This window comes from Mucilaginibacter sp. (assembly GCF_965200995.1).
GTDB lineage: Bacteria > Bacteroidota > Bacteroidia > Sphingobacteriales > Sphingobacteriaceae > Mucilaginibacter.
In genome coordinates, this window is record NZ_OZ241743.1 from 3,863,579 (window position 1) to 3,878,700 (window position 15,122).

A 15,122-nucleotide genomic window follows, 5' to 3' on the forward strand; every position below is an offset into this window, starting at 1 on the left:
CCTGGTACTGTATTTCATCAATTAAGTTTACGCTTCGGCGTGCAGCCATTCCTTTTTAGCAATCAGCTCTTCTTTGCTTTCGCGAATGTCTTCATCATCTACGCAGCAATCTACCGGACACACGGCAGCACATTGCGGCTCATCATGGAAGCCTACACATTCGGTACACTTGTCAGGCACAATGTAATAAATATCGTCTGAAAGCGCTGCCTGTGTTTCTTCGGCTTTCAGTGTAGTGCCATCGCCGAAATCAATCATGCCTTTAAGGTCGGTACCATCAGAGAAACGCCAGGCCGCGCCGGCATCATATATAGCGTTGTTGGGACATTCAGGCTCACATGCGCCGCAGTTGATACATTCGTCGGTGATTTTAATTGCCATAGTTCAGTTCCTTATATATTCTGTAAATTTGCCTTCAGTTTGTGGCTGCAAATATAACAAAAAAATGCACCGGCAGTTTACGCTCAGTTATCAATAACATGTCAAATTCATACGCCCTGTCCTTTATTTCCGCATTATCAGAACTGGGCGGGCAACTCCGGCAACCCGATGCCGAACTGCAATCAATCATCGCCGCCGAAGCCAATCACAATGCCTGGTTTACGCCCGAAAGTGTTACACAGGCGGTGCAGGCCATTGCCGCCCGGCTTACCGAAGGCAGCCTGACCGCCTGGTTAGCCAAATACAACTTACCTGCCGCCAACGCCCCCAAAACCGTAGGGTTAATATTAGCGGGTAACATCCCGCTGGTGGGTTTCCATGATGTGCTGTGTACGCTGGCAGCCGGGCACCGGGCGCAAATCAAGGCCTCTGCCGGCGATGTCCGGCTCATTCTCTATGTTTTGAACGAAATCAAGCGTATTAATCCGCAATTGGGCAGCCGCTACGAGGTGGTGAACCGGCTGGAAAATTTTGATGCGGTTATTGCAACCGGCAGTAACAACACCTCGCGTTACTTTGACTACTATTTTGGCAAAGTACCCAACATCATCCGCAAGAACCGTAACAGTGTAGCACTACTTACCGGCACCGAAAGCACGGAGCAACTGACTGCCCTGGGGCATGATATTTTTGATTATTATGGTTTAGGCTGCAGAAACGTATCAAAACTGATGGTGCTTGAAGGCTATGATTTTAATCACTTCTTCGAAGCCATTGAGTACCTGCACCCGGTAGGCAACCACCATAAATACCACAATAACTACGACTATAACAAGGCCATTTTTTTAGTGAACCGCGAACCGCACCTGGATAACGGCTTCCTGCTGCTGAAAAAAGACGAGCGGCTAACCTCTGCCCTCGCGGTGCTGCATTATGAGGAGTACGAAACGCTTGATGATGCGGCGAACAGTCTGCGGCAGCAAGCAGATCAAATCCAGTGTATGGTAACCCAGGCCGGCATTGATGCGCCGGTACAAACCGTTGATTTCGGCTGCAGCCAGCAACCAGGATTAGCCGATTATGCCGATGGTATAGACACGCTGGATTTTTTGCTGAAACTTTGAAATTTACAATAACTTTGAACAGGCATGTATATTATAAAAGTAAAAGGCGTAGCCAAAATACCAGACTATGTACAGCTGCGCGACGAGCATTTTACCCTGCTGGCCTACTTTAGGGTTGACCGGCCCGAAAAATCACTGGATAAGATTGGCTTGGGCGATAAAGCCGAACACATTATGGGCCTGATTAAAGAACTGCCCTTCGGGCAAATCGTTAAACTCGAACTGTAAACAATAACATGATAGGAAATTCTATTATTAAACTACAGCACGTAGATGTCTTTCAGCAAAAGCACCTCGTACTGTCGGACGTCAACCTGCATATCGACAAAGGCGACTTTGTATGGCTCATTGGCCAAACCGGCTCGGGCAAGAGTAGCCTGCTTAAAATTATCTATGGCGATCTGGTAATTCAGAATGGGGAGGGCCATGCCGGTGGTTATAGCCTGGCTAAAATTGCTACCAGGGATATTCCGTTTCTGCGCCGCAAACTGGGCATCGTATTTCAGGATTTCCAGTTGCTTACCGACCGTACGGTAGAGCAAAACCTGCACTTTGTAATGAAGGCCACCGGCTGGAAAGACAAGGCCGAAATTACGAAGCGCACACAGGATGTGCTGGAAAAAGTTGGCCTGCGCTCAAAGATAAAAAAGATGCCGCACGAGCTTTCGGGCGGCGAGCAGCAGCGCGTGGTAATAGCGCGTGCGCTCATAAACGAACCGGAAATTATTTTAGCTGATGAACCCACCGGTAACCTCGACCCTGACACGTCTGAAGATATCATTACACTGTTGAAGCAGATAAGCCAGGGCGGCACGGCGGTTCTGGTAGCTACGCATGATTACCATATCATCCGTACGTTTCCTTCGCGTATTATTAAGTGCGAGGGCGGCAAGGTGCTGGAAGATGCGGAGATATAAGGAGAGAGTTAAGAATCAAGAGTCAAGAATCAAGATATTTTTTAAAAACGACAATTGAAATTGTCTTGTCTCTTGATTCTTGACTCTATCCCCGCCCTGCCAAAAAAACACTGACATTTAATTAAAACTGACACCCTGGCGTAAAATAAGCTATGGCAGGGTAGTTGATTTGAACAGTTGAACAATATCACCCGATATGTTCTGGAACAAAAAGAAAAAAGACAATACTGATATGCCTGAGAATTTTAACGAGCAGAATGCAGAAAACACTGCTGCAAACGAGGAACTAAACCCGCTTGCTGATGAATTGAACATAAGCGAAGCGCAGGAAGAAACTGCGCCCTCTGCCGAGAGCAAACTAAAAGAGGAACTGGCGCAGGCCAATGATAAATACTTGCGTTTATATGCTGAATTTGATAACTTTAGACGACGCACCAACAAAGAGCGTTTAGAGGAGCGTTTAACGGCAGGTAAGGATGTAATTACATCGCTATTGCCTGTTCTGGATGACTTTGACCGTGCCGTGAAAGCGATGCAAACCGCCGCTGATGCAGAACCGGTGAAAGAAGGCGTTTTATTGGTACAGAACAAGCTAAAAAATATACTCGCCCAGAAAGGGTTAAAGGAAATGGAAGCCAAAGGCGCCGAGTTTGACGCTGATTTGCATGAAGGCATCACCAATATACCCGCACCTGCCGATGATTTAAAGGGAAAAGTAGTGGATGAACTGGAAAAGGGATATTACCTGAACGATAAGGTAATCCGTTTTGCCAAAGTAGTAGTGGGAGCATAAAAAAGTTTTGAATGATGGAAGGGTTGAATGATAGATTTTAAGTAAGTTACTATCTATCATTCAACCCTTCCATCATTCAATCATTGCATAAAAAGATGGCAAAAAGAGATTATTACGATATTTTAGGCGTAGCCAAAGGTGCTCCGGCGGATGAAGTAAAAAAGGCATACCGCAAAATGGCAATCAAGTATCACCCGGATAAAAACCCGGGCGATAAGCAGGCCGAAGATAACTTTAAGGAAGCAGCAGAAGCTTATGAGGTATTAAGCAACCCCGAAAAGCGCCAGCGTTATGACCAGTTTGGCCATGCGGCCAACGCCCAATCGGCCAATGGCGGCGGTTACGGCGGCGGCGGCATGAATATGGACGACATATTCAGCCAGTTTGGCGATATTTTTGGTGGCGGCAGTCCGTTTGAAGGCTTTTTTGGCGGTGGCGGCCGCCAGGGCAATAGCGGTGGCCGGCGTGTAGCCCGCGGCAGCAACCTGCGCATTAAAGTGCGTTTAAACTTAGAAGAAATTGCTAACGGCGCCGAAAAGAAGATAAAGGTAAACAAGCAGATTACCTGTAAAACCTGCGATGGCAGCGGCGCCAAGGATAAATCATCGTTCCAGACCTGCAGCACCTGCGGCGGGTCGGGCGCGGTACGGCGGGTAACCAATACCATACTGGGCCAGATGCAAACCACCAGCACCTGCCCTACCTGTAACGGCGAAGGCAGCATGATTACAGCCAAGTGTAATGTTTGTAACGGCGATGGCGTGGTACGCGGCGAAGAAACCATTACCATCAACATCCCGGCCGGGGTAAGCGAAGGTATGCAGCTCAGTATGAGCGGCAAAGGTAATGCAGCCCCGCGAGGCGGCGTACCGGGCGATTTGATTATTTTAATTGAAGAAGTACCGCACGAATCCTTAAAGCGCGATGGTAACAATATCATTTTCGACCTGCACATCAGCTTTATTGATGCCGCTTTGGGCACTACCATTGAAGTGCCTACCATTGATGGCAAGGCCAAAATAAAGATTGATCCGGGTACGCAGGGCGGTAAAATTTTGCGTCTGAAAGGCAAAGGGGTACCCGAAGTAAACAGCTACCACCGCGGCGACCAGTTGGTGCACATCAACATTTGGACACCAAAGGCCTTGAGCCGCGACGAGCGCGACCTGCTGGAGAAACTGCAAAGCTCACCCAACTTTAAACCGAATCCTGGTAAGAATGAGAAGAACTTCTTCGAGCGGATGAAGGAATATTTTGAGTGACGTTTATTATTTAAAGAGTCGAATTTTTAAAAATTCGACTCTTTAACTTTTGCTTTAAAATCTTGAATTAAAGCTTTAATTAATATATTATAATCTGTTATATCTGTTCGTATGTGATAAGCCTTTCGTACTATTTCTTCGTTGTTAAAAAGAATAGAATAATTATAATCATTAAAAACTATTTGAAAATTTAGCTCTATTATCAAATTTTTCTCAGGGTTCTTATATTCTGAGTAGCTAAAATGAATACTTAAATCAAGAATATCATTTCCCCAATTTTCAGATATCTCTTTAAAAATCTCAAAATCGAAAAATGATAAATTATTGCTCTTTAAAACTGGGCCTGTTAAACTTTCATAATTAATACATATTACTTCTTTTGCTTCGAAGAAAAACTCTCTAAATGCTTCAAGCTTTGCACTTATTTGGAAAATAAGTTGTAGTAGATCATCTCTAAAAATTCTATCAATTACATCTTTACTTCTCTTTTCTTTAACAGACACATCTCCTCTCAATTGCATCCTCAACAAAGTAATTTCTTTATCAACATCTTCATCCTCATCTATATTGGCTCCTGTAATGGCTTTTACATAAATATTTAATGAGCTAATAATTCTTTCAGAGATATATTCAACAAAAGGAACATCATTTTTTGAATCAGCTTGGCTTAAATTAAAGTAATAGTTTTGCTTATCGCTATTCTTAATTACAGCTGGCGGAAATCCATTTCTCATCAATATCAAGTTCATCAAAATCCTTGTTAAGCGGCCGTTTCCATCATCAAAAGGATGAATCGCTACAAACCTATGATGGAATAACGCAGCTAAGACTATTGGATGAATCAACTGGTCATTAGATACAGCATCATACCAATCAATCAGTTCTTTAATTTTTATTGGTACCTCTTCAGGCGTAGCATAATAATGTGTTTCTCCAGTTGCCGTCTTTACATGGTTGACAGAAGTTTTGCACTTTCCTAATTGAATCCACTTACTCGTTGGTAATCCATCTTCGGTTTGTGCTTTTACCTCATAAGGTTCTACCAATATCATTTGGTGCAATGCTCGTATATCAGCCTCTGATATGGGTCTTTCGTCCTTAACTAAAGACATCAAAAAATTGATAGCCTCATTATGCCCTCTTATATCCAAATGATCTTTTAAAGGTTTGCCTTTTGCTGTTATGCCAGTCATGAGGAAGGCCACAGTTTCACCGTAATCAAGTTTGTTACCTTCAATTGCATTAGAATTGTAATTCCAATCCAATCTAAGTTTCTGCATAACGCGTTTTTCGATATCATCAGGTAATGGCCTCATATTATCAACTTGATTTTTAAGTGACTCGGCTTCCTGAATAAGTGGTAATTTGCTTAATTGTATCTCTAAATCTAAGTCCATAGAATAAATTTAATGCTTTCAATCAATAAATGAATTAAATGTATATCTTTCTGTAACAAATCCATTCCGTTTAGCTCTAACCCCTGAACACTCAAACAATTTCAACCCCTATGCTCAGTATCCGCAACATTGTGAAGCAATATGCCGGGCACCGTGCCTTAAGCGACGTAAGCCTAGAAGTGAAAAGCGGACAGGTATACGGTTTGCTTGGCCCCAACGGCGCCGGTAAAACTTCCCTCATCCGTATTGTGAACCAGATTACCGCGCCCGATTCGGGTGAAATTTACTTTGACGGCCAAAAGCTCAACCAGTCGCACATCGGGCGCATTGGCTATATGCCCGAGGAACGGGGTTTGTATAAGAAGATGGCTATCGGCGAGCAGATCATTTACCTGGCACGTTTAAAGGGGCTAAGTTATGAGGAGGCCAAACGCCGCATTAAATACTGGTTTGAAAAGCTGGGCATTGAAAGCTGGTGGGATAAAAATGTTGAAGAACTTTCTAAAGGCATGAGTCAGAAAGCGCAATTTGTAGCTACCGTATTGCATGAACCGGATCTGATTATCCTGGACGAGCCCTTTAGTGGTTTCGACCCGGTAAATGCCGATGTGATCAAAGATGAGATACTGGAACTAAACAAAAAAGGCTCCACCATTATTTTCTCTACGCACCGCATGGAATCAGTGGAAGAATTGTGCGATTCCATCGCGCTGATCCATCTCTCGCACAAGATACTGGATGGCCGGGTAAAGGATATTCGTAACTCTTACCGTAATGGTACTTACAGCATCCGCTACACCGGTAATCAGCTGATAAACAATAGCCTGCAGCCTTATACACTGCTGGAAGAAACGCAGGACGATGATGTGCATCAAATGCGTATCCAGCTTAATCCGGGTACTAACGCCAACGATGTGCTGCAATATTTAATTCCGCAGGTTCAGGTAGAGATGCTGCAGGAAGCAGTGCCGAGCGTACACGAAATCTTTATACAGAAAGTAAACCAAAATCAGTAAGCCATGAATAAAGTATTACTCATTATACAACGCGAATACTTATCGCGCGTACGGAAAAAAGCCTTTGTGGTAATGACACTGCTGGTACCTGCACTGGTGCTGCTGATGTATACGCTGATGAAATACCTGTACAAGAACAGCGAGAATATGAACGGCGCCCACGTGGTACGGGTAATAGACGAAAGCGCCACTTTCAGTAATAAGTTCATCAGTAAAAAAAATATCCGCTTCGAAACCAGCACCATGCCGCTGGCGCAGGTAAAGGCTGATTTGAAAAAGCATGAGGATGACTTTGCCCTATACATCCCTAAAGATTACAGTAAGCCGGATGCCATACAGCTGTTATCCACCGGTAAGCCCAACTTAGCCACCAGCACGGCCATAGAAAGCCAGGTAAACAGTATTGCCACCAGCCATAACATGATGCAGGCCGGTATTGATACCAACAAATTACGCATGGCAAGAACCAGTTATTCCATATCCGCCAAACAGATCACCGATAACGGTGAGGAAAAATCGAGCAGTACGAAGTCATACATTGCAGGTGTAGCCGGTGCTATACTGATCTACATGTCGCTGTTTATGTATGGTGCACAGGTAATGCGGGGGGTAATTGAGGAGAAGATCAATCGTATTATTGAAGTGATCGTTTCCTCCGTTAAACCTTTCCAGCTGATGCTGGGCAAAATTATTGGCGTCGGCCTGGTTGGCGTTACCCAGTTTGCATTGTGGATTGTATTGTCATTAGGGGTAACGTATCTGTTGGGGCATAGCTATAAAGGCCCGCAAAGCCCGATGATGTACCTGATGAGCAACCTGTCGGGCTTGGATATCGGGTTTATTATCGGCTACTTCTTCTTCTATTTCATTACCGGCTTTATGCTGTACAGCGCCATTTTTGCCGCCGTAGGTTCGGCGGTGGACAGTGAAACCGAAACCCAGCAGTTTATGTTCCCGATTACGCTGCCGCTGTTGTTCACCTATATTTTGTCGGTATCCTTTTTAGTGCAAAACCCGGATAGCCCGCTTGCCGTGTGGCTGAGCATCATTCCGTTCACTGCACCTGTGGCCATGATGGTACGCCTGCCTTTTCATGTACCTGACTGGCAGCTGTACGTTTCTATGGCCATGATGGTGATTGGCTTTTTATTTACCACCTGGGTGGCTGCCCGCATTTACCGCGTAGGGGTATTGATGTATGGCAAAAAGGCCAGCTACAGCGAGCTGGCTAAATGGTTCTTTTACAAAGAGTAGCATTACAGCATATAAACCCCGTATCTTCAACCTCAACCATTCATACCGAGCGCCGTTATTTAACCCATAACGGCGCTTTTTTAATTACAGCCCTCTGTAAAAGAAAAATTTTGCCCGACCATTGTTTGCAATTGGTAAACTGCTAATTTTATAATACCAATGAAAAACCGCATCGCTGTACTGGACTTAGGTACCAATACCTTTCACCTGCTTATTGCTGAGGGAGCAATGCCTGATGTAAATACAATAAAGCATGTTACTGAAGCTGTAAAGTTAGGCGAAGGCGGTATCAATGAAGGGATTATACGCCCCGAAGCTTACCGGCGTGGCATCAGTGCAATGCAGCGATTTGAGAATTTGTTAAAGGAACACCGCCCGGATAAGGTAAAAGCATTGGCTACCTCGGCCCTGCGCAACGCGGCAAACGGCCCTGATTTTATAGCTGAAGTAAAAGAAAAAACCGGCATCATCATTGAAATTATTGATGGCGATACTGAGGCCGGCTACATTTACAAAGGTATTAAAGCGGCCGGCTGCCTGGCTGCCGGCAATAACCTGATCTTGGATATAGGCGGCGGCAGTGTGGAGCTGATCTGGTGCAGTACCGATGAAATCTATTGGAAACACAGCTTTGAAATTGGCGCAGCACGGCTGATGGCAAAATTTCACCGGCAGGATCCTATACCGGCTGATGAACTTACAGCCTTATACAGTTATCTGGATAAACAGTTGGCGCCGCTATTTAAAGCGCTTGGGCAGCAGCACATCAATACCCTAATCGGTTCCTCCGGCGCATTTGAAACTTTTGCCGAATTGGTTGAGGCGGATAACGGCTCTGTTATTAACTGGCAGCAGCAAATCAACTACACATTTGATACAGCTAAAGTGGCTGAACTTTTTAATCTGCTGGCCGTTTCCTCACATCAGCAACGGGCCGGTAACAAACTTATACCGGCAGTTAGGGTAGATATGATCGTCGTAGCCGCCGTACTTACCAGAAATTTGATGGATAAATTACATCCCGATGAGGTGCGGATGTCTTCTTATTCGCTGAAGGAAGGCGTGATGGCTGAGATGCTAAAATATAAAGTGGTTTAAAGAATTTGGGCAAGAGCGTTTATTTTACCAAACGCTTTAACTGCTGATACACCTTTTCTGTGGGCAGCCCCACCACATTGGTGTAAGAACCATTAATACGCTCGATGCCCGTAACCCCTACCCATTCTTGTATACCATAGGCACCGGCTTTATCCAGCGGCTGGTATCTTTCTACATAGCTACGAATTTCAGCATCCGTTAGCTTGCGGAAAAACACTTCCGATACATCGAAGAATTTATTGATCCGGCCCTGGTGCACAATACATACGCCGGTAATTACCCGGTGCACCTTACCCGATAGCTGCTGCAGCATCTGCACTGCATGAGCACTGTTTTCCGGCTTACCTAAAATATCACCGTCGATACTTACAATGGTATCGGCGGTTAGTACAATTTCATCGTTTACCAGCTCGTCAAAAGCCTGCGCCTTTTTCTCCGCTATGTATAGTGCTACCTCTTCGGGTGTAAGGTCGGCCGGATAGGATTCGTCTACCTCCTTCAGCACCACCCGGAAATCAATATCCATCTGGCGCATCAGTTCCTGCCGCCGGGGCGACTTGGAAGCTAAGATAACAACAGGCAATCCTTGCATTGGAAAAGCTATTTTTGATTTTTACTTACAATTTTACCAGCTATACGCTTCAGCACCCATCCACTTTTGCTGCACCTTGAGTACTTTCTCAATCATTTCCCGGGCGCAGCCCTTGCCGCCGGAGATGGGAGATACATAAGCGCTTATCGCCTTAATTTCTTCCGCTGCATCAGCCGGGCATACCGGCAGGGCAACCATCTTCATCGCTTCCACATCCGGAATATCATCCCCCATATACATTACCTGCGAGGGGCTGATGCCGCGCTCCTCCATATAGGTCTTCAGCTTTTCGGTCTTCATGCTGCTGCCCAGGTAAACGTCGGTAATACCTAAGCTGTTTAAGCGGTGTAAAGCCACCTTAGAGCGGCTGCCTGATATGGCACATACATTATAGCCCAGTTTTACAGCCAATTGCAGCGCGTAACCATCTTTTATATTAAAGGCGCGGCTTTGCTCGCCGCTTTCGGCTACAAACACTGCACCGTCGGTAAGCACACCGTCTACATCAAATATAAAGGTGGTAATATCTTTTAGTTTATCTAACATTTTTTGAGAGTGAAGAATCAAGAGACAGGAATCAAGACAGAATGACTTAAAGATCAAGAATCTTAACTCCTGATTCTTGGCTCCTGGCTCAAAAACTACTGGTTATCACGCCATTCGTATACCCAGGCCGACTGGATCTGCTCCAGGTGGCCTTCGTTGGATTGCTCGCGGGTATCAGCAAAGCTGGGCAGGCTCAATACCCACTCTGCCAGGTCGGTAAAGCGGATACGGTATATCTTCGATTCGTTAAAGTCGTCGCCAAACTTTTCGTAAAGTCCCATGGCAATATCTTCGTAATCGTTCCAATGTATAGGTAACTGAAATTTATCTTGAATCATGTTCAATCGTTGATTTATTTTCTTTGGTTGATAAGGTAAGCTATGGCGGACAGCTTAATGCCCCATAAATTGCGACTGATCAGGTATGGTAACCTCAATGTCCCCGTCAATAACAATGCACTGGCATCCTAAGCGGGAGGTGATATGCGGGTTAACAGCACGATCAATAAAATCCTCTTCCTTGTCTGATATTTCCTGCAGGTTGTCCATACCCCTGGTTACATACACGTGGCAGGTGCTGCATCCGCACACGCCGCCGCAATTATGCTGTAGTTCGATGCCGTTCTCCAGGCAAACGTCTAACACTGATTCGCCCTCGGCTATAGGCAAGGTTACTGGCCCATGCTCCGGCTCTTCGAAAGTCAGCTTTAGTGTAAAAATTTCCATTTCCGCAAAAGTAACAAAATTACCTGCGTTGCGTTCAGGTTTACTTCATTTTGATGATGCCCTGACTCAGCAGCTTATAAAGCTGCTGCAGTTGCGGCTGCTCATGCAACAGTTGCAGGTGGGCGGCCATTGTACCTTCGTCCTGCCGTATGGCCGGACCGGTTTGCACCTGTGCGGGCAGGCTGTTTTGCACCTTGGCAGCGGTTTCGGCAATCAGCGGGCGAAGCATATCAAAATTTAGCCCCTGCTGTGCCATAAGCTGCTGCGCAACATGGTAAAGATAATTAGGAAAATTGCAAGCGAAAACGGCAGACAAATGCAGCATCTTACGCTGTTCAGAAGTTACCTGATACACGTAGTTGCTCACTGTTTGTGCCAGCTGGGTTAACGTTTCTGCCAACGCCGGAGTATCAGCCTCGATACACACCGGCACCTGCCGGAAGTCGGTTTCTCTTGATTTGCTGAAAGTCTGCAACGGGTAGAACACGCCTGCGCTGCATACCACCACCGACAAATCCGTTAAGGATACAGCGCCGGAGGTGTGTACGATAGGTATATTTAAATCTTTTACCTGTTCTGCTACATCAATAATCGCATCATCTTTTATGGCAATCAACAGCAGGTCGGTTTCAGCATGTATATTATTGAGTTGATCAACAGCTTCTGCACCTACATGATAAGCCAGCAAAGCCGCATGTTGCAGATTGCGGCTGTATACCTGCGTTATCCGGTGCCCTGCATTTTTAAAGGCGGCTGCCAGATGCGTAGCTACATTGCCCGAGCCGATAACAGTAATGCGCATTGGGTTTAATTATACAACAATTTTTCGGACCACTGTAAGCCATAAGGGAGCACGGCGTTGCTGAACTCTATGTGTATAACCCGCCGGCGCTTGCTGTTAAGTGTGCGGTTGGAAGCATGAAATAGCAAAGGCCGCATCAGCATAACACCTCCACTTTGTACGGCACACACGGTTTGGTTTAACTCATCGGCTCGAAGTTCTTCGGCCCGCTGCACGCCCTGGCAGTGCGAACCGGGTATCACCTTCAATGCTCCGTTATCTGCCGTGGTATCATCCAGGTGAATGCGTACGGTGAAATTATTTTCCAGTATTTGTATGGGCGGTTGTACGGCAAACTGGTTTTGCTTTACCGTCCAGGGGCCAAATCCTGCTGCCTCAATACGCTTATCTACTGAAATAGTTAAATCCTGATGATAAGCCACAAACCAGTTGGATTCTTCCGGCTTGTCAAAATAGATGGATTTTGTTACAAAGTAATTCTCGCTAAACCAATTACTAATTAACTGTTTAAGATTAACGTTGAATATAATGGCTGCTGCATCGGGTACTTCTTTCAAAAACTGCCTTATCGCAAATAGATCCTTATTCTTTCTAAACGTTGTATTATTGCTGTCAGCCTGGTTTATAATATTGGCAAGCTGAGCAATCTCATCTGAGGTATAAACATCGTCAATACAAAGGAAGCCTTTAGTGTTAAAATCCTGCTTTGTAAGCTGCCCGTTCATCGTGAATTGCTCTACAAGTAACTAAACCGTTTTTAACTCCTTGTTTCTCCGTAAAAGCGACATCAAAAATCCAATCACCATGATTACCGTACCCGACCAGAAGAAATTAATGCAAGGGAAATCGATCGCCTGCATTACAATATAGGGGCGCTTATTTTCCGGTTGCTGGTACACTGTAATCTCCACCTTGCCCTGCGAAGGGATGATCTTGGAGAAACGCAGCTTTAAGCCGGCATCATCTACCTTGCGGGCAAAATCAAAGGTGTTGCCGCCCTTGATCATAAATACCGGTTCAGAGGTATAGCGGGCATCGCCGTTCACTACCTCCAGCTGCGCACCTACGGCAATATCATTAGCCTTCAAGGTAATGTCCTGTAACTTGGGCTGCTTGTTCAATCCTTTCAGCACCATGTAACCATCGCGGTAACGGATGGTATCGCCTATGGCTACTTCATGCGCTTTTGGCGCATCGTAATTATCATCATCGTTGGCGTTGTTGATAGCCTGAGCAGGGTTATTGGAAGCTTCTACCTCATCCTTAAGCGGGGCGACGGTTACGTGGGTATACAGATCATGAAACAGGTAATGACGGGTATCGGGCGATGATACCAGTCCCATCTTAGGGTTTGCCTGTGAGTTGGGGGTAAGCGTAAACTGCTCTGTTACCTTGCCTGCCTTATCAAAACGCTTGTACGCCACTTTAAAATAATGGTTAGGCGCCACCAGCGAATCGCCGGCGTAGGTAACCTGGTAATCGCCCATCTGCACTGGCTTGTTCATATACAGCATCAGGTTTTCGCGAGGGTTGGAAGCTTTCTCAAAATCCCGCACTTCAATCACCCCCGACTCATTTATCGAGGCTACATTTTTGGTACCCCCCGAAATTACAGCGCCTATAAGCAGCAAGCCAAAACCGATATGCGCTACAGCAGAACCGGCCAGTTTAAATTTTCCGCTGAAAGCATCTACGAGTACTTTACCGTTGGATAATACCGAATATACGGCTGCAAATACCAGCACGCCGTATACAAAGTGCAGGTGATATACACCGGTAGCATAAATAATGATGCCGCTGATTAAGGCAGATACCACCAGGTATACCAGCGCCCGTATGAAAAACTTTGCCGAACTGGTGTTTTTGTATTTCAAAAACTGTGTAAACCCGGTAAGCAGCATCACCACCACTGCGAAGCAGGCCTGTATTACGTTGTAATGCTTAACCGGCTCCGTTGGCGGCGCCATGTGGCTGCCAAACAGTTTGTTCCATACCGGTATGGAGGTAACCAGCAGCAGGTGGAAACATGACAAGGCCAGGAAGACCGAACCTACAAAAAGCCAGAACTCGCGTGAATAAGTTTCCTCATCCTTTTGGGTGATGGGCAACTCCTTCCAGCGTATAACCAGCAGCCATACTGCAATAAACAGAAAGATCAGTACATCGGCCACTAAATGAGCCGTCATTCCCAAATCAGTAAACGCATGTACGGAGGTATCGCCTAATATACCACTACGGGTTAGGAAGGAAGCATACAAAGTAAGTACAAAGCTGATGAGTACTAAAAAGGTAGCCGTAAAGTAAGAATGACCTGTATTTTTGTAAACGATAAGTACGTGCAATGCGCCTATCATCGTAATCCAGGGCAGTATGGATGCATTCTCCACCGGGTCCCAGGCCCAGTAACCGCCAAAGTTGAGCGACTCATAGGCCCAGAAGGCCCCCATGATAATACCGGTACCCAAGACCATTACCGAAAAAAGCGAATATGAGATGGCCGGTTGCATCCATTCTTTGTAACGCCGCTGCCATAAACCGGCAATGGCATAGGCAAAAGGCACCACCATTGAGGCGAAACCTAAAAATAAGGTGGGCGGATGTATCACCATCCAGTAGTTCTGCAGCAGGGGGTTCATGCCGCTTCCATCTTTGATAAACTCCAGGTAATTGGGCTGTTTAAAAATCGGCCCTTCCACCGCATCGCGCAGCAGGATGAATGGTGAGCTGCCGATACGCAGGCCAAACAATTCGATACCCAAAAGCATAGAGGCCAGTAATGCCTGTGATAGTGCCACAACCGCCACTACCGGCGATTCCCATGATTTGGCGCGGGCAATTAATATGATGCCTAAAAGGCCCTGCCAGAAAGTCCACAACCAAAAGCTACCCTCCTGCCCATTCCAGAAACTTGAAATTATATAATATACCGGAAGCGTACGTGAAGAGTAAGCCCAGGCGTAATGGTATTCAAAGTAATTGTTAAAAATGATGTAAAACAGGCAGACCCCTATACCAACAATAGCAGCCGCATTTACGTAAAAACTGATGCGGGCCAGCCTGCGCCATGACAGGCGGCTGGCTTCTTCCTTATCTGTTGTGGCAAAAAAGTAACTGATGGTTGAGATGAGCGAAGCGCCAAAAGCCAGCACAATCAAGAACTGACCCAGGTGCCCCGGTAAAAGGTGCTCCCCTTTAAAAACAGTAGCCATGGAGTA

Annotated in this window: 17 protein-coding genes; 8 read left to right on the top strand and 9 right to left on the bottom strand. The window is 45.8% G+C overall.

Features of this window, described 5'->3' with window-relative positions; all coding sequences use genetic code 11:
* Positions 1 to 27: 27 nt before the first annotated feature.
* On the bottom strand, positions 28 to 381 hold the full coding sequence (locus tag ACY652_RS18020) for a 4Fe-4S dicluster domain-containing protein (RefSeq protein WP_462265773.1): 354 nt from the start codon (positions 379 to 381) through the stop codon (positions 28 to 30).
* A gap of 98 nt (positions 382 to 479) precedes the next feature.
* On the opposite strand from ACY652_RS18020, the gene ACY652_RS18025 reads away from it, so the two are divergent.
* The 5 genes from ACY652_RS18025 (at position 480) to dnaJ (ending at position 4,477) form a co-directional block, all read left to right on the top strand.
* Positions 480 to 1,505: an aldehyde dehydrogenase family protein gene (locus ACY652_RS18025; RefSeq protein WP_462265774.1), complete on the top strand. Its 1,026-nt coding sequence runs from the start codon at positions 480 to 482 to the stop codon at positions 1,503 to 1,505.
* A gap of 24 nt (positions 1,506 to 1,529) precedes the next feature.
* On the top strand, positions 1,530 to 1,733 hold the full coding sequence (locus ACY652_RS18030; protein ID WP_462265775.1) for a fructose-6-phosphate aldolase: 204 nt from the start codon (positions 1,530 to 1,532) through the stop codon (positions 1,731 to 1,733).
* Positions 1,734 to 1,741: 8 nt separating this feature from the next.
* Positions 1,742 to 2,422 (top strand): cell division ATP-binding protein FtsE, encoded by a 681-nt coding sequence (locus ACY652_RS18035; protein WP_462265776.1) that lies wholly within the window; start codon positions 1,742 to 1,744, stop codon positions 2,420 to 2,422.
* Between the two features lie 196 nt (positions 2,423 to 2,618).
* Positions 2,619 to 3,215: a nucleotide exchange factor GrpE gene (locus ACY652_RS18040; protein ID WP_462265777.1), complete on the top strand. Its 597-nt coding sequence runs from the start codon at positions 2,619 to 2,621 to the stop codon at positions 3,213 to 3,215.
* A gap of 95 nt (positions 3,216 to 3,310) precedes the next feature.
* Positions 3,311 to 4,477 (top strand): molecular chaperone DnaJ, encoded by a 1,167-nt coding sequence (gene dnaJ / locus ACY652_RS18045; protein ID WP_462265778.1) that lies wholly within the window; start codon positions 3,311 to 3,313, stop codon positions 4,475 to 4,477.
* Positions 4,478 to 4,503: 26 nt separating this feature from the next.
* Here the strand turns inward: dnaJ and ACY652_RS18050 are convergent, their stop codons facing one another.
* Positions 4,504 to 5,874 carry a Fic family protein gene (locus ACY652_RS18050; protein ID WP_462265779.1) on the bottom strand — a complete coding sequence of 457 codons (1,371 nt, stop codon included), beginning with the start codon at positions 5,872 to 5,874 and terminating at the stop codon, positions 4,504 to 4,506.
* Between the two features lie 110 nt (positions 5,875 to 5,984).
* Here ACY652_RS18050 and ACY652_RS18055 point away from each other — a divergent pair, with 110 nt between their 5' ends.
* The 3 genes from ACY652_RS18055 to ACY652_RS18065 all read left to right on the top strand — a co-directional run bounded on the left by ACY652_RS18055 (position 5,985) and on the right by ACY652_RS18065 (position 9,242).
* On the top strand, positions 5,985 to 6,890 hold the full coding sequence (locus ACY652_RS18055; RefSeq protein ID WP_462265780.1) for an ABC transporter ATP-binding protein: 906 nt from the start codon (positions 5,985 to 5,987) through the stop codon (positions 6,888 to 6,890).
* A 3-nt stretch (positions 6,891 to 6,893) separates the two neighbouring features.
* Positions 6,894 to 8,144: an ABC transporter permease gene (locus tag ACY652_RS18060; RefSeq protein WP_462265781.1), complete on the top strand. Its 1,251-nt coding sequence runs from the start codon at positions 6,894 to 6,896 to the stop codon at positions 8,142 to 8,144.
* Between the two features lie 159 nt (positions 8,145 to 8,303).
* On the top strand, positions 8,304 to 9,242 hold the full coding sequence (locus tag ACY652_RS18065; RefSeq protein WP_462265782.1) for a Ppx/GppA phosphatase family protein: 939 nt from the start codon (positions 8,304 to 8,306) through the stop codon (positions 9,240 to 9,242).
* A gap of 19 nt (positions 9,243 to 9,261) precedes the next feature.
* On the opposite strand, the gene ACY652_RS18070 is transcribed toward ACY652_RS18065, so the two are convergent.
* The 7 genes from ACY652_RS18070 to ccsA all read right to left on the bottom strand — a co-directional run bounded on the left by ACY652_RS18070 (position 9,262) and on the right by ccsA (position 15,116).
* Positions 9,262 to 9,834, bottom strand: a complete 573-nt coding sequence (locus tag ACY652_RS18070; RefSeq protein WP_462265783.1) for a Maf family protein — start codon at positions 9,832 to 9,834, stop codon at positions 9,262 to 9,264.
* A 33-nt stretch (positions 9,835 to 9,867) separates the two neighbouring features.
* Positions 9,868 to 10,380 carry a KdsC family phosphatase gene (locus ACY652_RS18075; RefSeq protein WP_462265784.1) on the bottom strand — a complete coding sequence of 171 codons (513 nt, stop codon included), beginning with the start codon at positions 10,378 to 10,380 and terminating at the stop codon, positions 9,868 to 9,870.
* A gap of 95 nt (positions 10,381 to 10,475) precedes the next feature.
* Positions 10,476 to 10,718 carry a Fe-S cluster assembly protein IscX gene (iscX, locus tag ACY652_RS18080; protein ID WP_462265785.1) on the bottom strand — a complete coding sequence of 81 codons (243 nt, stop codon included), beginning with the start codon at positions 10,716 to 10,718 and terminating at the stop codon, positions 10,476 to 10,478.
* Positions 10,719 to 10,772: 54 nt separating this feature from the next.
* Positions 10,773 to 11,105, bottom strand: coding sequence for a 2Fe-2S iron-sulfur cluster-binding protein (locus tag ACY652_RS18085; RefSeq protein ID WP_462265787.1), 333 nt, complete (start codon positions 11,103 to 11,105; stop codon positions 10,773 to 10,775).
* Between the two features lie 40 nt (positions 11,106 to 11,145).
* Complete coding sequence (locus ACY652_RS18090; RefSeq protein WP_462265788.1) at positions 11,146 to 11,907, bottom strand: Rossmann-like and DUF2520 domain-containing protein; 762 nt, start codon at positions 11,905 to 11,907, stop codon at positions 11,146 to 11,148.
* 5 nt (positions 11,908 to 11,912) lie between these two features.
* Positions 11,913 to 12,632 carry a phytanoyl-CoA dioxygenase family protein gene (locus ACY652_RS18095; protein ID WP_462265789.1) on the bottom strand — a complete coding sequence of 240 codons (720 nt, stop codon included), beginning with the start codon at positions 12,630 to 12,632 and terminating at the stop codon, positions 11,913 to 11,915.
* 21 nt (positions 12,633 to 12,653) lie between these two features.
* A complete protein-coding gene (gene ccsA / locus ACY652_RS18100) occupies positions 12,654 to 15,116 on the bottom strand; it encodes a cytochrome c biogenesis protein CcsA (protein ID WP_462265790.1) in 2,463 nt (820 codons plus the stop codon).
* Positions 15,117 to 15,122 lie beyond the last annotated feature (6 nt).